Origin of the sequence: Nesterenkonia lutea (assembly GCF_014873955.1) — a bacterium.
GTDB lineage: Bacteria > Actinomycetota > Actinomycetes > Actinomycetales > Micrococcaceae > Nesterenkonia > Nesterenkonia lutea.
Genome location: NZ_JADBED010000001.1, coordinates 2,630,014 through 2,649,996, shown reverse-complemented (window position 1 = coordinate 2,649,996; position 19,983 = coordinate 2,630,014). Strand labels below are relative to the sequence as shown.

At 67.8% G+C, this 19,983-nt stretch carries 21 protein-coding genes; 10 read left to right on the top strand and 11 right to left on the bottom strand.

Annotated elements, in window-relative coordinates; all coding sequences use genetic code 11:
* The first annotated feature begins 9 nt into the window (after positions 1-9).
* From H4W27_RS12100 to H4W27_RS12080, 5 genes are all read left to right on the top strand, one after another.
* Positions 10-1,224: a dihydrodipicolinate synthase family protein gene (locus tag H4W27_RS12100; protein WP_404821869.1), complete on the top strand. Its 1,215-nt coding sequence runs from the start codon at positions 10-12 to the stop codon at positions 1,222-1,224.
* Positions 1,221-2,117 (top strand): sugar phosphate isomerase/epimerase family protein, encoded by an 897-nt coding sequence (locus H4W27_RS12095; protein ID WP_192596151.1) that lies wholly within the window; start codon positions 1,221-1,223, stop codon positions 2,115-2,117. Before H4W27_RS12100 ends, H4W27_RS12095 begins: the two co-directional genes overlap by 4 nt.
* The gene (locus H4W27_RS12090; protein WP_192596150.1) at positions 2,114-4,228 is read left to right on the top strand and encodes a DUF6807 family protein; all 2,115 of its coding nucleotides are present in this window, start codon (positions 2,114-2,116) and stop codon (positions 4,226-4,228) included. The genes H4W27_RS12095 and H4W27_RS12090 overlap by 4 nt, the downstream gene beginning before the upstream one ends.
* The gene (locus H4W27_RS12085; RefSeq protein WP_192596149.1) at positions 4,218-5,396 is read left to right on the top strand and encodes a M24 family metallopeptidase; all 1,179 of its coding nucleotides are present in this window, start codon (positions 4,218-4,220) and stop codon (positions 5,394-5,396) included. The genes H4W27_RS12090 and H4W27_RS12085 overlap by 11 nt, the downstream gene beginning before the upstream one ends.
* Before the next feature lie 106 nt (positions 5,397-5,502).
* Entirely contained in the window at positions 5,503-5,931 is a 429-nt protein-coding gene (locus tag H4W27_RS12080) for a universal stress protein (RefSeq protein ID WP_192596148.1), read from the top strand.
* 129 nt (positions 5,932-6,060) lie between these two features.
* Here H4W27_RS12080 and H4W27_RS12075 read toward each other — a convergent pair whose 3' ends face one another.
* From H4W27_RS12075 to H4W27_RS12060, 4 genes are all read right to left on the bottom strand, one after another.
* The gene (locus H4W27_RS12075) at positions 6,061-6,966 is read right to left on the bottom strand and encodes an NAD-dependent epimerase/dehydratase family protein (RefSeq protein WP_192596147.1); all 906 of its coding nucleotides are present in this window, start codon (positions 6,964-6,966) and stop codon (positions 6,061-6,063) included.
* The gene (locus H4W27_RS12070) at positions 6,959-8,317 is read right to left on the bottom strand and encodes a Gfo/Idh/MocA family protein (protein ID WP_192596146.1); all 1,359 of its coding nucleotides are present in this window, start codon (positions 8,315-8,317) and stop codon (positions 6,959-6,961) included. The genes H4W27_RS12075 and H4W27_RS12070 overlap by 8 nt, the downstream gene beginning before the upstream one ends.
* A 147-nt stretch (positions 8,318-8,464) precedes the next feature.
* A complete protein-coding gene (locus H4W27_RS12065) occupies positions 8,465-9,313 on the bottom strand; it encodes a carbohydrate ABC transporter permease (protein WP_225939493.1) in 849 nt (282 codons plus the stop codon).
* Between the two features lie 130 nt (positions 9,314-9,443).
* On the bottom strand, positions 9,444-10,373 hold the full coding sequence (locus tag H4W27_RS12060; protein WP_192596145.1) for a carbohydrate ABC transporter permease: 930 nt from the start codon (positions 10,371-10,373) through the stop codon (positions 9,444-9,446).
* 415 nt (positions 10,374-10,788) lie between these two features.
* Between H4W27_RS12060 and H4W27_RS12055 the strand changes: the two genes are divergently transcribed.
* Together H4W27_RS12055 and H4W27_RS12050 are read left to right on the top strand one after the other, a co-directional pair.
* The gene (locus tag H4W27_RS12055; protein WP_225939112.1) at positions 10,789-11,928 is read left to right on the top strand and encodes a mandelate racemase/muconate lactonizing enzyme family protein; all 1,140 of its coding nucleotides are present in this window, start codon (positions 10,789-10,791) and stop codon (positions 11,926-11,928) included.
* A 34-nt stretch (positions 11,929-11,962) separates the two neighbouring features.
* A complete protein-coding gene (locus tag H4W27_RS12050) occupies positions 11,963-13,147 on the top strand; it encodes a glycerate kinase (protein WP_192596144.1) in 1,185 nt (394 codons plus the stop codon).
* Positions 13,148-13,207: 60 nt separating this feature from the next.
* Here the strand turns inward: H4W27_RS12050 and H4W27_RS12045 are convergent, their stop codons facing one another.
* From H4W27_RS12045 to H4W27_RS12020, 6 genes are all read right to left on the bottom strand, one after another.
* Complete coding sequence (locus tag H4W27_RS12045) at positions 13,208-14,005, bottom strand: SurA N-terminal domain-containing protein (protein ID WP_192596143.1); 798 nt, start codon at positions 14,003-14,005, stop codon at positions 13,208-13,210.
* An 84-nt stretch (positions 14,006-14,089) separates the two neighbouring features.
* Positions 14,090-14,416: a DUF202 domain-containing protein gene (locus tag H4W27_RS12040; RefSeq protein ID WP_192596142.1), complete on the bottom strand. Its 327-nt coding sequence runs from the start codon at positions 14,414-14,416 to the stop codon at positions 14,090-14,092.
* Positions 14,416-14,793 carry a YidH family protein gene (locus H4W27_RS12035; RefSeq protein ID WP_192596141.1) on the bottom strand — a complete coding sequence of 126 codons (378 nt, stop codon included), beginning with the start codon at positions 14,791-14,793 and terminating at the stop codon, positions 14,416-14,418. Before H4W27_RS12035 ends, H4W27_RS12040 begins: the two co-directional genes overlap by 1 nt.
* A gap of 88 nt (positions 14,794-14,881) precedes the next feature.
* Positions 14,882-15,697: an SDR family NAD(P)-dependent oxidoreductase gene (locus H4W27_RS12030; RefSeq protein WP_192596140.1), complete on the bottom strand. Its 816-nt coding sequence runs from the start codon at positions 15,695-15,697 to the stop codon at positions 14,882-14,884.
* A gap of 100 nt (positions 15,698-15,797) precedes the next feature.
* The gene (locus H4W27_RS12025; RefSeq protein ID WP_192596139.1) at positions 15,798-16,985 is read right to left on the bottom strand and encodes a pirin family protein; all 1,188 of its coding nucleotides are present in this window, start codon (positions 16,983-16,985) and stop codon (positions 15,798-15,800) included.
* A 44-nt stretch (positions 16,986-17,029) separates the two neighbouring features.
* Complete coding sequence (locus tag H4W27_RS12020; RefSeq protein WP_192596138.1) at positions 17,030-17,302, bottom strand: OsmC family protein; 273 nt, start codon at positions 17,300-17,302, stop codon at positions 17,030-17,032.
* Positions 17,303-17,495: 193 nt separating this feature from the next.
* Here H4W27_RS12020 and H4W27_RS12015 point away from each other — a divergent pair, with 193 nt between their 5' ends.
* Entirely contained in the window at positions 17,496-18,875 is a 1,380-nt protein-coding gene (locus tag H4W27_RS12015; RefSeq protein WP_192596137.1) for a galactokinase, read from the top strand.
* A gap of 134 nt (positions 18,876-19,009) precedes the next feature.
* Complete coding sequence (locus tag H4W27_RS12010) at positions 19,010-19,207, top strand: hypothetical protein (protein WP_192596136.1); 198 nt, start codon at positions 19,010-19,012, stop codon at positions 19,205-19,207.
* 45 nt (positions 19,208-19,252) lie between these two features.
* Here the strand turns inward: H4W27_RS12010 and H4W27_RS12005 are convergent, their stop codons facing one another.
* The gene (locus tag H4W27_RS12005) at positions 19,253-19,726 is read right to left on the bottom strand and encodes a hypothetical protein (protein ID WP_192596135.1); all 474 of its coding nucleotides are present in this window, start codon (positions 19,724-19,726) and stop codon (positions 19,253-19,255) included.
* Here H4W27_RS12005 and H4W27_RS12000 point away from each other — a divergent pair.
* Positions 19,725-19,949 (top strand): hypothetical protein, encoded by a 225-nt coding sequence (locus tag H4W27_RS12000; protein WP_192596134.1) that lies wholly within the window; start codon positions 19,725-19,727, stop codon positions 19,947-19,949. The two genes, H4W27_RS12005 and H4W27_RS12000, sit on opposite strands and share 2 nt — an antisense overlap.
* Positions 19,950-19,983: the final 34 nt, after the last annotated feature.

Here is a 19,983-nt window from a genome sequence, read left to right as displayed (position 1 = left end):
AGCCCGACGCTGCCCACGCTGCGCCTGCCCTCGCCCGAGGGCCAGCTGATCAGCTACACGATGAGCGGCCCGGGGGACTTCCCCCGCCCAGAGAAGCCGCTCACCTCTCGCAAGGTCTACGCCGCGGCCCATGTGGTCCCGGTGATGACTGCGGAGAACGTGCCCGGAGCCCCGGCGCAGCTGGACTGGGAGTCCACTCTGGCCTACCGCCACGAGCTGTGGTCCTATGGGCTCGGCGTGGCCGATGCCATGGACACCGCCCAGCGCGGCATGGGCCTCGACTGGAGCGCGACGAAGGAGCTCATCCGCCGCTCGGCCGCCGAGGCCGCCGACGTCGTGCGCACCCAGAAGCATCCGGCGCTGGCCGGGCGTTCCGTGCGCGATCTGATCGCCTGCGGCGCCGGAACCGATCAGCTGGACCCCGCCGCGGTGGAGGCCGGCCAGGCTGGGCTCGACGCGGTGCTGGCCGCCTATCTGGAGCAGCTGCAGGTGGTCGAGGATTCAGGCGCAAAGGTCATTCTGATGGCCTCCCGCGCGCTCGCCAAGGTGGCCCGCGGCCCCGAGGACTATGTCGCGATCTACTCCCAGCTTCTCGAGCAGGCCAAGGACCCCGTCATCCTGCACTGGCTGGGCCCGATGTTCGACCCCGCCCTCGCCGGCTACTGGGGCTCCGCCGAGGTCCCCACCGCCACGAGCACGTTCCTGAAGCTGATCCAGGATCACGCCGCCAAGGTGGACGGCGTGAAGGTCTCGCTGCTGGACGCCGAACATGAGAAGCAGCTGCGTGCCGCTCTTCCGGCAGACATGCGGCTCTACACCGGGGATGACTTCAACTATCCGGAGCTCATCGACGGCGACGAGCAGGCATACTCTGATGCTCTGCTGGGCATCTTCGCCGCCATCTACCCCGCGGCCTCGGCGGCCCTGCAGGCCTATGACGCCGGTCAGCCCCAGCGAGGGCGCGAGATCCTGGACTCCACCCGAGCCCTGGGCAAGCACATCTTCGCCGCACCTACGCTGTACTACAAGACCGGCATCGCCTTCCTGTCCTGGCTCAACGGACATCAGACCGGCTTCCAGCTGGTCGGAGGACTGCATTCCGGACGTTCACTGACCCATCTGGCGCACACCTTCGTGCTGGCAGACCAGGCGGGACTGCTCCGCGAGCCGCAGCTGGCCGCCGACCGCATGACCTCGCTGTTGAAGACCGGAGGCCTGGCATGAGCTTTGAACTCTCACTGAACACCGGCACCACGCCGAATCTGACCCTGGAGCAGGCCGCGGAGGCGGTGGCCACTTCGGGGCTCAAGCACATCGGTCCCTGGCGGCACCTGCTGCAGCAGGCGGGGGGTGCGGAGAAGTCGGCCTCGATCATCTCCGCCGCAGGACTGAGCGCCACCACCCTCTGCCGCGGCGGGTTCCTCACCCCGGCGGACCCCGAGGGTCGCAGCGCCGCGCTGGAGTCCAACCGCGCGGCGATCCGCGAGGCCGCGACCATCGGAGCCGGTGAACTGATCATGGTGGTCGGCGGGCTCCCCGCGGCAGCACATCTGATCGGTGGCAGCGGCGACCCGGCAGACAAGGACATCCTCGGCGCCCGGGCACGAGTGGCCGAGGGCATCGCCGAACTGGTCCCATACGCGGCTGAGCACAGGGTCAGACTCGTCCTGGAGCCGCTGCATCCCATGTATGCCGCAGACCGGGCGGTGCTCTCCACCCTGGGTGAGGCGCTGAGCCTCGCCGCTGACCATCCGGCGGAGACCGTCGGGGTCGTGGTCGACACCTTCCATGTGTGGTGGGACCCTCAGCTCGAGGAGATGATCGCCCGTGCGGGCGAGGAGAACCGCATCGCCAGCTATCAGGTCTGTGACTTCAACCTGCCCCTGGCCGCCGATGCGCTGAAGTCCCGCGGCATGATGGGCGACGGCTACATCGACTTTCCCACGATCAGCCGCTGGGTGGCTGCCGCCGGATACTCCGGACCGGTGGAGGTGGAGATCTTCAACGAACAGATCAACACTCAGGACGCCTCCATCACCCTGGAGACCATGAAGCAGCGCTATCAGCAGTTGGTCCTGCCGTCGCTGGAGCACGCACACGTCGGAGCCCCCGCATGAGATCGGCCCACGAGGCGGCTCCCGCAGCCGTCCGGACCGACGACGCCGTCCGGACCGTCGTGCTCATCGGTCTGGACGGCTTCGGGCGTCAGCATCTGCTCAACCTCGCCCGGCTCGCCACAGCCGGCCGCGCGAAGCTGATCGCAGGGGTGTCCTTCTCCGACCCGGGTCCCGAGGTCCGCGGTGAGATCCCGGTCTATCAGACCCTCGCCGAGGCGAGGCGGGATGGTCATCATCCCGACGTCGTCATCGTCTCGACTCCGATCAACACGCACTATGAGCTGGCGGCAGAGGCGCTGAGGTCCGGGGCGGACGTGTTGCTGGAGAAGCCTCCGACGGCCACCCTGGAGCAGTTCACCGAGCTGCTGGAGGTGGCCGAGGAGTCCGGCGGACGGGTGCAGGTCGGGTTCCAGTCGCTGGGCTCCCATGCGCTGCCCGCGATCGCTGAGCTGCTGGCGGGCACCCGAGAAGAACCCGGGCCCATCGGAGAGCTCCGCGCCGTGGGAGCCACCGGGCTCTGGGTGCGCACCGTCTACTACTACCAGCGCTCCCCGTGGGCCGGCAAGCGAGAGATGGACGGTGTGCCCGTGGTGGACGGGGTCGTCACCAATCCCCTGGCCCACGCCGTCAAGACCGCCCTGCACATCGCCGGCGCCAAGACGCTCGAGGACGTGGCGGAGCTGAGCACCGAGCTGCATCACGCCCACGACATCGAGGCCGATGACACCTCCATCGTGCAGCTGCGCACCGCCTCCGGGATTCCCGTCACCGCTGCGCTGACCCTCTGCGCCGCCGAGCAGCAGGACCCCTGGATCACGATCTCCGGGACCGAGGGTGAAGCGCTCTTCTACTACACCCGCGATGAGCTGGTCGTCCATCCGAACCCCCAGCGCCCCGGATATACGGAGACCGGACCGCAGACCTATCAGTTCGAGCGGACGGATCTGCTGGAGAACCTCATCGACGTACAGCAGGGGGCTCGCGCAGCCGACGGAGACCCGATCCAGCTGCTCTCCCCGCTGGCCTCCCACGGCGCCTTCATGCGTGTGCTGGAAGCCGTGCGCACCGCGAAGCCTCCTGCCGCTGTTCCGGCCGAGCACCAGAACTGGGTCGGCAGCGGGGTGGAATCACACCCGGTCCTCCTGCATATCGAGGAGCACCTCGCCCGGGCGGTGAAGGCGGCTCCGAGCTCCTTCTCCTCGCTGGGCGTGCCCTGGGCGGCCGCACCTGCTTCTTCGGGTCAGCTGGACGTCGTCGTCGGTGCGGAGCGCAGAACCGTGGCCGATCTGCGCACGGGCACCGACATCTCTCCCACCGACTCTCCCCGCCCATTCCTGGACGAGGTGCGGACCATCGGCGGTGTGGTGGTCACGGACCAGCAGCCCCTGGACCACACCTGGCACCTGGGTGTGGGCGTGGCCCTCCAAGACGTCAACGGCACCAATTTCTGGGGCGGGCGCACCTATACCCGTGACGCGGGCCGGTACATCTGGCGGGAGGACCACGGCAGAATCGAGACCGCGCACCAGGAGCTCGCCGACACGCAGACCGGGCAGCGGGTGAGTCAGCAGCTGTCCTGGATCGATGCGGCCGGCCACACGCTGCTGCGCGAGCAGCGCGAGATCACTGTCGGCCACGAGTCAGACCTGCCCTCCGGCTGGGCCATGGACTTCAACACATCTCTGAGCCCGGCGGGCGAAGAGACGGTGTCATTGGGCAGCCCCGGGTCGAACGGTCGCCTCAGGGGCGGCTACGGAGGATTCTTCTGGCGACTGCCGGCGGTGGGCGGTGCTGAGTTCTTCACCGCCGAGGCCAGCGGCGAGGAGGCCGTGCATGGCAGCCTGACCGACTGGCTGGCGGTCAGCGCAGAATTTCTGCCGCTTCCCAGCCGCGCAGGCTCGGCGGGTCCCGCGACGCTCATCTTCCTGCGCGGGACGGAGAATCCCGATCCCTGGTTCGTCCGGCACGAGTCCTACCCAGGCGTGGGAATGTCCCTGGCCTGGGAGAAGGCAGTGCCGGTGAGACCCGGCGAGAGCGTACAGCGCGGACTGAGGGTGCTGATCCTGGATGGCCGACTCAGCCGCGAGGAGGTGGCCGGTCATGTCCGCTGAGCCTGAGCACGCCGCCACGGAACAGAGCCGGGGACGCGTGGCAGGAGACCCGGTGCTGCACGAGTTCAGCGTCAAGCACTCCCGACTCGTCCGCATCTTGGACGAGCGGGGCGCTGACGCTCTCGTGCTGAGCACCGCGGGGGCCCTCTCCTGGCTGCTGATCGGGGCGCGCGTCCATGTCTCCCTGGCAGGCCCGCCCATCCTCAGCGCCGTGGTGCACCGGGAGGGCGTCGAGATCGGTGTGTTCGCCAATGAGGCTGCCCGGATCCGCGGGGAGGAGCTGAACACCCTGCTGGCGGCCTCAGCACCGGTGCGGCTGCATGAACTTCCCTGGTACGGGGCGCTGGGCATGACCAGCGACTGGCTTCCCTCCAGCACCGGCTGGAGGCTGTTGGACGAAGCGTCCGCCGCCCTGGAGCTGCGAGCGGCCCGCGCCTCGTTGCTGCCCGCAGAGATCGAGCGCTATCGCAGCCTCTGCACAGACGCGGCCTCCGCACTGACCGACGTGCTCTCCGCAGCGACCCCGCAGACCACCGAGCGCGAACTCACAGCGAGGCTCTCGCCGCTGATCATCGGCGCAGGAGCAGACCCGGTGGTCCTGCTCGCCAGCGGTGCCGCGCGCGCAGGCCACCGCCACCCGCTGCCCACTGACGCCGCTCTGGGCCGTCGAGCCATGGCTGTGGTGTGTGCCCGCCGAGGCGGACTGATCGCGAATGTCACCCGCTGGGTCGGCTTTTCGGAGCCGGTTCCGGGAGAGCACGAGCTGGACCAGGCGATCGCACAGGTCGAGGCAGACGCACTGGGAGCACTGACCCCCGGGGCGAGGCTGGAAGCCGTCCTCGAGGAGCTGAAATCGGCATACCCCCGCCACGGGCTGGACTCCGCGGAGTGGACCCGGCACCACCAGGGCGGCGCGGCTGGATACCAGGGTCGCGATCCGCGGCTCAGCCCGGGCGTGCCGGACCTCATCCACCCGGATCAGGCGTTTGCCCTGAATCCCAGCGGGTTCGACTCCGCGCGCGGCCTCGCAGCGAAGATCGAGGACACCGTGGTGCTGCGCAGCACAGCCGCTTCGGCGCTCCCCACCATCGATGTGCTCTCCTCAGATCCGCGCTGGCCCACCGTGCAGGTCGGCGGCCGAGCCCGTCCGGCGGTCCTGCGCCGCTGACGGACCTGCGCCGCTGATGGTCCACGTCGCTGACGCACCACGTCACCGGTGCACCTCGACTAGGCTGAATCGCAGCAACGCCCACCACCCGAGAAGGAGAAACATCATGACCGGACCGATCGTCGTCGGTGTGGACGGAAGTCCCACGGCTCAGCGGGCAGCGCAGAAGGCGCGGGATCTCGCGCTGCGCCTGGGGGTGCCCCTTCATGTGGTGTCGGCGCACACCGATGCCACCATCGAACATGTGAACAGCGGCTCGGACCAGTGGGTGGTCTCAGGCGCGGACAATGCCCTCTACATCGCGGAGCAGGTCGTCAAGGGCCTGCGAACCCCAGGATTGAAAATCCAGGCTGGCGCGGCCCACGGCAAGCCCTCCGAGGCGCTCATCGACTACGCGGAGAAGACCGACGCCGAGATGATCGTCGTCGGGAACCAGCGCTTGCGCGGCGCCAAGCGGGTGCTGGGCAGCGTGGCCAACTCGGTCTCGCACAACGCCGGCTGCGATGTCTACATCGCCAACACCAACGCCGAGTGATCCCAGTCGTCTGAGAGATCTCAGAGGTCTGAGCACGATCCAGACAGAGCAAGGCCCGCTCCGCATGCGCGCGGAGCGGGCCTTGCTCTGTCATGAGTCTTCGCAGTCAGACGTGCACGTCGCCGCAGCTCATGCCTGCAGCTCAGTGCGCAGCTCGGTGTGCCAGGAGCGCGTGGGTTCCCAGCCGAGCACCTCCTTGGCCTTCTGGATCGAGAACGCCGGCGAGTCACCGGTGAGCCCGTGGGCCAGGTGCGCCAGCCCGGGATGGTGCTCTGGGATCAGCTCAGCCAGCGGCCGCCGTGCCAGCGCGTCCTTGGCACCGACGAAGAACACCGAGCCGTTCTGCACCCGGTCGATGTTCGCCAGGGCGGTGAGCAGGAAGTCGGTCACGTCCCGTGCGTCGACATAGTTGAACAGTGCGACCGCCGAGAGGGCCGGGTCATCCAGGCGCTCGGTGATCGTGTGGCCCTGCTGGGTCGGCGCGCCCTCCCACTCTTCCGGCGCGATCACATAGCAGGGCCTGAAGCTGATGAACTTCACGTCCTCGGTCTGCTGGGCGAACATCGCCGCGACCTGTTCCGCCACGTATTTGCTCAACCCGTAGGCGTGCCAGGGCTGCGGGGTCACGTCCTCGTCCAGCGGCAGGCGCGGCGGCACCCACCCGGCGGGAGAGCCGTAGCCCATGATCGAAGGGCTGGAGGCGATGATGACCTTCTTCGCTCCCGAGGCCACCGCCGCGGCGGTGACATTGTGGGCGATCCCTGCATTGGTGCGCAGGATGACGTCCTCGGGTGCGCTGAAGGGCACGGCGATGGCTGCCAGCGAGACCACGGCCGAGGGCCTGATCTCTTCGAAGAGCGCCCGAGTGCCGGCCGCGTCGAGCAGATCCATGCTGCGATAGGTGACGCCCGGGACAGGGCTGCCCGGCACGGTCTGGTCGATGCTGATGACATCGTGGCCGTGCTCGGCAAAGCCGGCCACCACGCTGCGTCCGAGTCGGCCGGAGCCGCCGGTGATGATGACCCGCTCATACATGGGCAGCCGCCTCCAGACCCAGATCCAGGTCTGCGACCTTCACCGCCGCGCCGGTGGCCAGGGACTGGTTGCCGCAGACGCCGACGGCGATGGCCTGGATCCCGTCCACCAGCCCGGCCGGGCGCTGATAGGGATCCTCGCCTGCGCCGCGGAAGATGTCTGCCAGCAGGAGCTTGTCTCCGCCGCCGTGGGCGCCCTCGCCGTTGATGATCTCGACCTCGCGGGCCTGTTCCCAGTGACGCTGCAGCAGCAGCCGCTCGCCCTTGGCACGCAGCGTGTTGGACTGGGCATCTTCACTGACCGAGGGGTCCACCGGGGCTCCACCGGCCGCCGGCAGCACTGCTGCCCGTTCGATCACGTCCAGTTCGAGACGTCCTTCGGTGCCGTTCACGGCCACCCGGTAGCCCTCCCAGGGGCTGTGCGCGTTGAGCGAGTAGTTCAGGATCGCTCCCCGGGAGTAGTCCACCACGAGTGCGAGATTGTCCTCGATGGTGATGCCCGCGGAGAACACGTCCTGATCGCGCCGGTATCCGTCGTGGTGCTCGTTGTCGAGGTAGAGCGCCTGGAGTCGATCGTCCGAGCGCAGGTCCAGGGCGAAGGGGTCAGCCTCTGAGCCGTCGCGGGTGCCTCGTTCTGAGGCGGAGACTCCACGCTTGGAGGCCGCCTCGGCGCCATAGAACTTCAGGCCGCCGGAGGCGTAGACGCGCTGTGGAACATCGGCGAGCCACCAGTTGACCAGGTCGAAGTGATGGCTCGCCTTGTGGATCAGCAGTCCCCCTGAGTTCTCCTTGAGCCGGTGCCAGCGGCGGAAGTAGTCGGCTCCGTGCACCGTGTCCAGCACCCAGGTGAAGTCCACGGAGGTGACCTCACCGATGGTCCCGTCCTGGATGGCGGCCTTCAGCACCGTGTTGCGCGGGGAGTAGCGGTAGTTGAAGGTCACGATGACCTCGCGCCCGGTCTCCTGGACGGTCCTCGCGATCCGGGCGCTGGCCTCTGCGCTGACGGTCAGCGGCTTCTCGACGATGACGTCTGCGCCGGCGGTGAGGCTCTCCACGATGTAGTCGGCGTGGGTGAAGTCAGGGCTGGTGATGATGACCCGGTCGATGCCCTCACTCTGGATGAACTGGGTCAGGGCTGCGGGGTCGAAGCTTCCAGGCCGCTGGCCGTGTTCGTCGTGCACCTGCTGCTGGTAGTACTCGACCCTGCCGGGATTGGTGTCGGCGAGGGCGACCAGCTCGGCCACATCAGCGTGAGGACCCGCTATAGCGTTGATGTACATCTCGCAGCGGTTGCCCATGCCGATGATCACATAGCGGGTGCGTGCGGTCTCTGATGTCGTTGCTGCGCTCATGGGTGAGCCGCTCCTTTGTGCTGGTCTGGCTTGCTGGTCTGGAGAGGGGTCTGGCAAGGTCCTGCGCGGGATCGGAAGCCGTCAACGAGAAGCGACCGCCCACCGTCGTGGACGGGGACGGTCGCTTCTCCTTGAACCGGCACGGATCTATTTGATGCCGGTGGTGGCCATGCCCTTGATGAGGAACCGCTGACCGAAGAGGAAGATCAGGAACAGCGGCAGGATCGAGACGATCGACATGGCGAACATCGCGCCCCAGTTGGACTCGCCGGTGGAGTCGATGAACGCGGAGAGCGCCAGCGGCACCGTGTACATGTCCGGCGAGGTCAGGAAGATCAGCTGGCTGAACAGGTCGTTCCAGGTCCACATGAACGTGAAGATCGTGGTCGTGGCCAGCGCCGGGATCATCAGCGGCAGGATGATCTGCAGGAAGATCCGGATATGTCCGGCGCCATCGATGCGCGCCGCCTCGTCCAGGTCCTTCGGAATGCCGCGGATGAACTGGATCATCAGGAAGATGAAGAACGCGTCCGTGGCGAGCATCTTGGGCACGATCAGCGGCAGGAAGGTGTTCACCCAGCCGAGGTTCGAGAACAGGATGTACTGCGGGATGATCACCACGTGCACGGGAAGCATGATGGTCAGCAGCATGAGCGCGAACATCGGCTTCTTGAACCTGAAGTCGAGCCGGGCGAAGGCGTAGGCGGCCATCGAGCAAGAGACCAGGTTCGCGAGGATGGATCCGAAGACCACGATCGCGGAGTTCCAGAGGAAGTGGCTGAACGGGTGGCTCAGCGCATTCCAGCCCTGTACGTAGTTGCTGAACTCCAAGGTGGTCAGCAGAATGCCGGGCTCACGGAAGATCAGATCATTGGGCCGCAGCGAGGAGACGAGCATCCACAGCAGCGGATAGATCATCACCAGCGAGGCCAGGACCATCACGATGTGCTTGATCGTGGCCTTGACCCGCCGCTCCTTGTCGGAGACCGATCGCATCGGCTGCTTCGCGCCGGAACTGGTCGTGGCCGCGTCGGCCAGAGATGATGTCGCGACGGACATCTCCTTCTCGGCGCGGGTATCGGTGACCGCGCCGGACTTCGCGCCGGTCGGGGAGGTGAAAGTTGAATCAGTCATCGTAGTGCACCCAGTATTTCGAGAGCCAGAAGTTGACCACCGTGATGGCGGAGATGATCAGGACCAACAGCCAGGCCATGGCGGAGGCGTAGCCCATGTCGAAGCGGTTGAAGCCCTGCTGGTACAGATACAACGTGTAGAACAGCGTGGAATCTGCCGGGCCGCCCGTGCCACCCGAGACCACGAAGGCCTGGGTGAAGTTCTGGAAAGCACCGATGAGCTGCAGCACCAGGTTGAAGAAGATGATCGGGGTGAGCAGCGGGATGGTGATCGTGAAGAACTGCTTGAACCGGCTTGCTCCGTCGATGGAGGCCGCCTCGTAGTACATGTCGGGGATCTGCCGCAGCCCTGCCAGGAAGATCACCATCGGGGCACCGAAGGTCCAGACATGCAGGATGATCAGCGTGGCCAGTGCCGTGTCCGGACTGGAGACCCAGCCCCGTCCTTCGATTCCCACCATCGCCAGCACCTGGTTGATCAGACCGCTGTGTCCGAAGATCTGGCGCCACAGCACCGCGATGGCGACCGAGGCGCCCAGCATGGACGGCAGGTAGAAGACCGAGCGATAGAAGGGCAGCGCGCGCATGCCCCGGTCCAGCAGCATGGCGATCGCCAGCGAGACCACGAGCTGGATGGGCACGCCGACGAAGACGTAGGTGAAGGTCACCTGGATCGAATTGTGCAGACGATCGTCGCCGATCATCCGTGTGATGTTGTCCAGCCCGATCCAGTTCGGGGACTGCAGCAGGTTGTAGTCCGTGAAGGCCAGGTAGAGCGAGGCGGCCATCGGGAACAGCGTGATGCCGAACAGACCGACGGTCCAGGGCAGCAGGAACAGGTGCCCTGCCTTGTTGTCCTTGTTCTTGCGGCGCTCCCCCTTGGGGGTCTTGCGCAGCTCCCGGATTTCAGCGACGACGCTCATGGCGTCACCTCTCCTGCCACGGGGGGACTGCACTGACTGCGCAGTCTCCTGTGATGTGTCTGGGACAGCACGGCTGCCTCCTCATGGGTCATGTGGGAAATCGCTTTCCAAACTAGTTCGGGTCCACCGTAAGATAGCTCACATTGTGAGGTCAAGCACATCGACCTTCGTGAACAAAATAATCGCCCCGTTCCACCCGGGCGCCGGAAGCCTGGCGCTCGAACAGGTTCCCGGATCCGCCGAGGCGCCCGGATCCCTGCTGATGACCGAGCTTGCGCCCGTGAACTGATGCTCTTTGCGCATCAATTGATGCGGGATCGACCTGTGGACTGCATCACACGGCATGGATAGGCTCGAACGTGTCGGTGCGCGAGGGCCGCCGGGAACCGCAGCATCAGACCTTCAGAGGAGCGTCATGACCGAGAAGAAGCCCGCTGTGGCAGGGATCGAGCTGCTGCTGGTGTCGATGCCCTTCGCCGCGGGGCGACGCGTGGTGGGTGAGGAATCCGTGGACGAGTACAACGCGTCCTCGCAGTCCTTCACGCAGATGGAGTCCCTGATGGTGAAGCTGACCGACACCGAGGGTCGAGTGGGCTGGGGGGAGGCCTTCGGCCACCGCAGCAACCCTGCCTCCTGGGCGGCGCTGGAGGGCATCGTTGGGCCGTTTCATCTGCACCGTCCCGCTGACCCGCTCGATGCGCGCCACGAGGCGGAATACGCGTTCCACGCATTTGGACGCACTGGTCCGGTCCACTACGCGCTCTCGGCCATCGACACGGCGCTCTGGGACCTCCGCGCCCAGCGCGAGGACAAGCCGCTGCGGCACCTGCTCTCCGCCTCAGCACGTGACGCTGTGGACTGCTACGCCTCCCTGGTCCACTACGGGGAGGACCCCGTGGAGGTGGCCCACCACATCTCCCGCGCCCAGGCGCAGGGCTACAACTCCTTCAAACTGCATGAATCCACCCCTGAGGCTGTCGCCGCCGCCCGCGCTCAGGCGGGTGACGCCGCAGATCTGATGACCGATGTGAACTGCCGCTGGACCACCGAGGAGGCCGCCGCGGCCATCACCGCGCTGCGTCCCAGTCGACTGAAGTGGCTGGAGGAGCCGGTGTTCCCTCCGGACGACACTGCGGCGCTGGGTCGACTCAATCGGGAGTTCGGGTGCGTCTCGGCGGGTGAGAACGCCTCGGGGGTCCTGGGACTGCTGGAGCAGATGCGCAGCGGAGCACTCGCCTACGCCCAGCCGAGCGTGGGCAAGATCGGCGGGATCTCAGCCATGCGCGAGATCATGGATGCCGGCACGAAGATGGGCGTCGCGGTCGTCCCGCACTGCTTCTACTATGGTCCGGCTCTGCATGCCTCCGCACAGATCACCGCCGCCCTGGGCGCGGAGACGCAGCTGGAGGTCCCCTTCCTGCAGTGGCCCGAGCAGCTGCACGCCCTCCACGGCGCCGGTCCGCAGATCCAGCTCAGCAGTGCCCCGGGGCTTGGCTTTGACCCAGATGACGCCGTCCTGCAGAAGCACCTGATCCGCTACGCTTCGCTGAGCTGACCCGACGCCCCAGGACACGAGAGGCCCTCCCCACATGACCAGCCCCAGCACCGGTCCGCGCCGCATCGTCTGCGTGCCCGACTCGTTCAAGGGATCAGCCACTGCGGCCGAGGCCGCGGCCGCCATGGCTCGGGGCGCGCGACAGGTCTTTCCCCAGGCGGAGATCATCGAGCTCCCGTTCGCAGACGGCGGTGAGGGCACCCTGGCCGCGCTGCTCTCCGCCTGGGGCGCACCGGTGGAGAGCACGGTGGTCCAGGACGCGATCGGTCGCGTCGCGACTGCCGAATACGGGCGCTCCCCCGACGGACTCCTCGGCGTCATCGAAGCCGCACAGGCCAACGGGCTGCCCCAGGTGGCTGACCTTCCGCTGCAGCCGCTGCGCGCAGACAGCTACGGGGTGGGACTCATCGCTCGCGAGCTGCTCGCCGATCCTCGCTGCGAGGAGATCCTGCTCTGCATCGGCGGCTCCGCGAGCACCGACGGCGGGACCGGGCTGCTCCGCGCCCTGGGGGTGCAGTTCCTCGACGAGGCCGGTGAGCCGGTCAGCCCCGGCGGAGCCGGGCTCGCGCACATCGCCTCTGTGGACACCACAGGGCTGGATCCTCGTGCTCGCGCGGTGCGCTGGCGGATCGCTGTGGATGTGGACAATCCGCTGCTCGGCGCCCGCGGAGCCGCAGCGGTCTTCGGACCCCAGAAGGGCGCGACGGAGCAGGATGTCGCGCTGCTCGACGCAGGACTCGAGCAGCTGGCCCAGGTGCTGGCGCTCAGCACGGGACGCGACCCGCAGCAGCTGGACGAGACCCCGGGCTTCGGCGCCGCCGGGGGACTGCCGCTGGGGCTCTCGGCGCTGCTCGCCGCCGAGGTGCTGCCCGGCTCGCAGATGGTGGCCGAGGCGGTGGGACTCGAGCGGGTCCTGGCCGAGGCAGATCTGGTGCTCACCGGCGAAGGAGCCCTGGACGCCCAATCGCTGGGCGGCAAGGTGGTCCACGCGGTGCGGCGATACGCACCGCAGGAGGCCGCCGTCGTCGTCGTCGCCGGCACGGTCAGGCTCAGCGCGGCTCAGTGCCGCAGCGCCGGGCTGGCCGGGGCCTTCTCCATCGCCGCGGGCCCGGCGGCGCTCGAGGAGCTGCTCCGCCGGGCGCCCGAGCTGATCGAAGACACCGCCGCGCAGGCCTGCTCTCTTCTGCGCCATGCCCCCGGGCCTGAACCCCGGGCCTGAACCCGGGGCCTGCCGGCAGATCTCATCCCGGCCAGCGGCTGGAAGAGTTCGGCCTCATGCTCAGAGGTGGGTCTCGATCTCTGCATCGGAGCGGAGCTGCTCGACGTGATCCAGCGCGGCCTCATTGCGAGCATCAGAGGTCGCCTGCTCCGCGACATCGTCTCGGACCTCTTCGAAGGGCGGCAGCTCGGTCTGCTCCTCCTCGCCCGACTCCTCCTGCGCTGCGGCCGCCTCGTCATAGATCTCGCGCAGCTCCTCCTCAGAGGGTTCCTCCACGTCCAGGTCATCGAGGAGCTGGTTGATCAGCACCTGGCTGCGCGCATCCTCGGTCAGCTGCTCCTCGGACATGCCCTGCTCCTCATAGGCCTCGATGAACTCATCGGCTGATTCCATGCCGTTGGCCTCGGCCTGCTCGGTGATCAGCGCTTCGACGTCCTCATCCGAGGCCTCGAAGCCCTGGTCGCGGGCGTCCTGGAGCAGCAGCTCGTTGCCGATCATCGAGTCCAGGGTCTGCTCCTTGAGCTGATCCTGGTCGGGCTCCTCCCCGGTCATCTGCGACTGCATGGCGAGCTGCTGGAACTGCGATTCGTAGAGCACGGTGAAGTCTTCACCGCTGAGCTCGTCACCGTTGACCTCTGCGACGACGTCGGGGATGTCCTCCGTGTCCGCCTCGGGCATCTCCGGCTGCTCGCCGGACTCCGACTCACCGGCGGCGCCCCCTTCGGTGCTCTGCCCCTCGTCCTGGGCGCTCTGCGATGCCGTGTCGCCGCCTTCGGGCTCAGTCTCGGATGAATCCCCGCATGCGGCGAGGGCCAGGACTCCGGCCAGGGCAAAACTTGTCATCAGTTTCTTCGACATGACAAGGACCTCCTCATATGTAGTCGAGCGCGAAACGTAGCATCCCTGCCACAATGGTCAGACCAGCCTGCGTCCAGCTGAAATTCAGCTGAGGACCGCGAGCAGGCCCATGAGCCCGAGGCACAGTGTGGCGAGGGTCGTGCCCAGCACCGCGGGGACGTCGGCCTCGACCTGCTCCTCGGCGATGCCGTGAGACTGTTTCGCATAGCGCCTTCGCTGAGTGAGATAGATGGTTCCGGCGACGACGGCGCAGCCTGCCGTCAGTGCGACGGTCCACACCCCGTAGTAGGGCACCCAGCGCAGAAAGACCGCTCCGGCCAGCGCGAAGAGCAGCATGGTGCGGCCCCAGGAGAGCACGGTCCGTTCGGGCTGCAGGCCCGGATCCAAGTGCAGCGGGGCCCCGGGAGGCATCAGTCCAGAACCACCAGCACGATGACCACGGCCATGGCGGCACCGCAGGCAAAGCTCAGCAGCGGAATGATCAGCGGCATCGGCAGCGGCCGGCCCAGTCGCATGCTGCGCTCGATGTTGAGCCAGCGCAGGGCTGCGCCCACGCTGATCAGCAGACCCACGCTGATGGTGAGCACCGAGATCACTGTCCGGTAAGGATCGGCGAAGACGTCTGCGGCGAAGGCCTCCACAGCCACACCCCCGGCCAAGAACGCCAGCGCCGTGCGGATCCAAGCGAGGAAGGTGCGTTCGTTGGCCAGCGTGAACCGCGGGTCAGGCTCGCGGCCGTGGGCGAGCAGGCGCGTGGACAGGCGCCCTCTGGGGGGGATCTCGGTCACTGGTCCTCCTGCTGCTGGCCTTCGCGCCGATCCACCGGGTCACCGGCGGCGCGCGCCCAAGTCTGTCACACCGGCCCAGCGCCCCGGCTCAGGCGCTGGCCTTCGCGGGACGGCTGACCACCAGGTCCTTCATCTTCTTCGCGATCATCTCGATGCCCCGTCGTGGGGCCATCCGGGAGAGCAGGTCGAAGAGCCTGGCATCATTGCCGATCATCACCCGGAAGCTCCGCTTCTCCACGGCGTCGACGATGATCCGTCCGGCCTCCTGCGCGCTGGTCGTCTTGGAGGTGTCACCGCCGCTGCCGCTGAATCCGGCGCCGGAGTTCCTGCTGATCTCCGTGCCCACGGCTCCCGGGAACACCTCGCTGACCGCCACCGCGGTGCCCTGCAGCTCGGCGTAGAGTCCCTCGGTGAGCAGGCGCACCGCGGCCTTTGACGCACCGTAGGCGGACTGGCCCGGAACCGGCAGCAGTGCGCCCATGCTGACCACATTGACCAGCGAGGCCTCGGGCCGCGCCTTCAGACCCGGGAGGAAGGCCTTGACCATGTGCACCGTGCCCCAGAAATTGACGTCCATGACACGCTCGATCACCTCGTAGTCGAGGTCTTCGATGTGGACGAAGGGCTGGATGATCCCGGCCACGTTGATCAGCCCGTCGACCGCTCCGTGAGCCTGGGTGACCTGTGCGGGGAGGACGCCGACCGCCTCGCGGTCAACGATGTTCAGCGTGTGCGTGCTGAGCCGGTTCCCTGCCTGGGCGAGTTCGACCGTGCGCTGCAGCCCCTCGGAGTTGAGATCGACGGCGGCCACGCGGGCTCCGCGGCCGAGCAGATCCAGCGCGACTGCACGGCCTATGCCCGCCGCCGCCCCGGTGACGACAAAGACTCGTCCTGAACAGTCCATGCTCGTGCCTCCATGCCTCACAGACAGGCTGTTCCCGCCCAGGACCTCAGCGTAATCCAGGGGCACCTGCGGGGGAAGGCTGCGATGAGCCCCGATGGGCTCATCCGCGCGGCTTCATCCGTGCACTGGGCAGCGGTGGGGCTGGAAGCGGTGCGGACTGGCCCGGGGGGAAGTCTCCGAACTGGGGGAAGGGCCGCCCGTCGGCGTACCGGGACCCGGCCAGGACGTCCCGCAGCTGACCGTGCACGGGGTCCCCGAAGGCGCCTTCCTGCACCGGAACCTGATGTTCTGACCCGTCGGGCCGAGCCGCGCGCTCGGTGACCCCCTCCCCGGAGCCGCTGGCGTGGCCAGACAGCGGCGAGTCCGGTGTGGGGGACTCGAAGCCCATCTCCGCCTGGTAGGCGGCCCGGAAGGCCGAGATCTCCTCATGGCTGCGTCCCACGAAGTTCCACCACATCACGATCTGCTCCCCCAGCGGCTCCCCGCCGACCAGCAGCGCCAGCACCGGCTCATCCAGAGCTTCCACCCGGAGGGTGTCAGCTCCCGTCTCGACCACCGCCAGATGATCCTCGGGCAGCACGGCTCCATTGAGCCGGACAGCTCCGGAGATGCGCAGCAGGCCGTGCTCGTGCCCGGCGGGAACGTCGAGGTCCAGCACCGCGCCCGGCTCGAGCCGCAGCTCCGCCCCCGTCAGCGGGACATAGGTCTTCACCGGGGAACGCCGCCCCAGCAGCTCGCCGAGAAAGACCCGCACCTCCCATCCCGATCCCTGAACGGGCTCAGTGCGGTGAGTCTCCAGAGAAGGCTCCACGAACCGGTGCTCCTCTGGAAAGGCATACCAGAGCTGCGCCCCGTGGAGGACGGTGGTGTCCGCAGAGGAGTACTCGGAGTGACTGATGCCGCGTCCGGCATTCATCACGGCCACCTCGCCCGGGCGAACCGTGGCCCAGTTGCCGGCGGAGTCCATATGGTCGATCCGACCGTCGAAGAGCCAGGAGACGGTGGCCAGGCCCGTATGCGGATGGCGGGGCACCCGCATCGACGTGGCCTCGGTGAGATCATCCGGGCCGTAGAAGTCAAGGAAGCACCACGCCCCCACCAGCGATCGCGCGCGCTGGGGCAGCGTCCGCCGCACGTTCATGGCACGGGGTCCGCCCAGAGGCACCGTCCGAGGTTCGAGCAGCTCCACTCCCCCCTCCGCACGGGTGACGCCATCGCGCAGACCCTCGAAGGTATAGGGCCCGTTGATGCAGACCTGCTCCTGGGTCTCAAGGTCAGTGCCGCTCATCGCCGTCTCCTCACGCACGTTCTCCTGGTGTCCCCGTCAGTCTTTCAAATTTCAACGAGTAAGCCCAGGGTATGCGGCGGGGGTGCGCCGGGGGCGCAGAGACGCCCCGGCCCCGCGCCCCCGTCCCGCAGCACTGCTGAGTCCTCCGTGACGGTTCCGACTGAGCGATCGGTCACATCGGACCCCTCGCGGGAGGCGACCCTGCCCAGGGCGCCAGGGAGGCAGGCCCCGCAGCCCGCCGCGAAGAGCTGCTCGGGATCCGCGCCGGCACCCGCGCAGACCATGGTCTGCGCAGGCGTCATGTCGAGGTCGATCATGCCGTCTGAGGTGCGGCTGCGCCGTCTGCTCCAGTCACTGGCGGCCAGGGCCGCTGCGGGTGACCGATCTCGATCGCCATGGATGGTTCCTCTCGCTGCTTCTCCTGGGACTGCGGTCGCCGGGGTCCTGCTGCGGCGGTGCCGGAGAACGTCATGGAACACCACTGGATATGAAGTGGCACAATGGATCACCGTGCGAACAACCGATGCCGTCTGGCTGGCCCCTGGCGAGCCGCAAGAGATTCACTCTGACCTGATCAGCCGCTTCCAGGCGGAGTACGGTCGGCCGGCTTCGGGCGTCTGGTTCGCTCCGGGGAGGGCGAACCTCAACGGGGAGCACATCGACTTCCATGGCGGGCGCTGCCTCCCGCTGGCGCTGGCCCACGGCACCTACGTCGCTGCGGCCCCGCGCCAGGACGGGCAGCTGCGCCTGCGCACCCTGGACGCATCGCTGGACGACGGCGTCACCACCGTTCCCGCCGAGCAGATCGGCCCAGTGAACGGGTCCGGCACGGATCAGGACCTTCAGGATCACCACGCCCGCTCCCCCAGAGGCTCCGGACATTGGAGCGACTACGTCTCCGGGGTGCTCTGGTCGCTGCGCGAACTCGGCGTCTCCCAGCCGGACTTCCGCATGCAGGACGGCTTCGGCGCCGACCTCCTGGTGGTCTCCACTCTTCCGATCGGCGGCGGACTCTCCTCCTCCGCCGCGCTGGAATGCGCCTCCATACTGGCCTTCGTCGCTCTGGGCACCCCGCTCGGACGGCAGAACCCGCTCCAGGACATCAACGCGGCGCTGAGTCGCCAGCATCGCAAGGATCTGGCGGCCGCCTGCGTGCGGGCCGAGGTGGAGGTCGTCGGGGCCGGCACAGGAGGACTCGACCAGACCGTCGCGCTGCGCGCCCGGGCGGGCAAGGTCCTCTCGCTGGACTGTCGAGACTTCAGCGTCCAGCCGCTGGACATCGGATGCATCCAGCGCGGCTACCGTCTGGTCGCGGTGGACACCGGTCAGGCCCACCGTCTTGTCGACGGCCAGTTCAGCGATCGCCGAGCCGACGCCGAGGCGGCGGCCCACCTGCTGGGCTTCGATCGGCTGCGCGACGCCCTTCCCGAGAAGCCGCGCAAGGCTGATGTGCTGCACGTCCTCGAGGAGTTCGACAGACTGGCCGAGCAGCTGGACTCGGTGGACGGCAGAGACACCCAGGCCTGCCGCCGTCGGCTGCGCCATGCGCTGACCGAGATGGTGCGTTCGGAGAAGCTGCACCATCTGCTCTCCGGTGAGGCCTATGGGGTCCGGCACGTCGCCTCCACCGTGGGCGACATCCTCACCTCAGGACACATGAGCATGCGCGATGACGCCGAGGTGTCCTTCGCAGTGGCTGACCTCGTGGTGGAGACAGCACTGGCTCAGGGTGCCGAGGGGGCACGGCTCATCGGCGGCGGATTCGGCGGTTCGGTGCTGGTGCTGGTCCCCATCGGTGCCCTCCCCCGGCTGACTGCCGCCCTGGAAGGGATCAGCCGCAGCATCCGGCTGCTCGACGTGGTGCCCTCGGCTGCGGCCCAGGCGTTGTGACCCGACAAAGGCCCAGCTCAGCTACCGGCAAGGTCTCACCTGCCGCACAGCTCCTTCTCAGAGACGCTTCATAGACTCGGACGGAAACATCTACACCATCTGTCCGGCAATGCTCCGCCAAGCGAGGTGCATGAATGTCATCTCATCCAGCGCGTCACGACCACCGGCGAGCGGATTCCTCCGTCCCTGATCCCGCCCACAAAGGTGCCCCGCAGCAGAATCCCCACGAGCTCGGTCGCGCGAACTCGAATCGGACGGTGGCTGTGACGCTCGGCGTCGGAATCGGGCTGATCCTCTTCCTTCTGGCCCTGCCCTACCTCGGGTGGCTCTGACCACCGCCCGGCTCCCCGCTGCCGCACGCGCCGCGCGGTACGCTGTCAGGCTGTGAGCACCCCAAGGAAGAGCCAAGCCCGGAAGAGTCCAGCAAGACCCCCCTCTCCGGCCGCGAAGAAGAACACGGCGACGCGGCGCCCCTCCACCTCTCGCACCTCATCCGGGGAACCCCGCACCTCATCCGGAAAGTCTCGCACCACCGCCGCCCGAACCGGCACTGCAGCCAGAGGATCCCGCACCACGTCCGGCGGTCGCGCTGCTGCGACCAGGACCACCGCCTCGACGCCCGCGCGGCGCAGCTCCACCGCGACACGACCGGCGAAGAACAGCTCAGCCAGGCGCTCGGGGAAGAACTCCGCGACCAGTCGCTCGGGGAAGAACAGCTCCACAGGCCGCAGCGCTCCGCCCAGGGCCGAGGAGCGAAGCGGCCTTCGCCGATTCGCCGGCAGCTGGGGGCGCTGCCTCTGGGCAGTCGTGGTCGCCGTGGTCATCGCCGCCCTGATGTTCGAGTTCACCATGGCTTGGACGATCGGCGTGGGCTTCTACATGCTGGCCCTCGGGGAGTTCACCGGCCTGTGGCTCCTCGTGGCGGGCTACGCCCTGGCCTGCACTCCCGCGGCGTTCGGACTGCTCATCGCCACCGGCAGGTTCTGGACGGCACTGACGCACGCGCTGTGGATCGGTCTGCTCTACGGCGGTCTCGGGTTCGCCTTCCTCGACGTCGTGCTCCGCGCGATCTAGCTCGCCGCCGGGATCGCTGCGCGAAGGAAGGCAG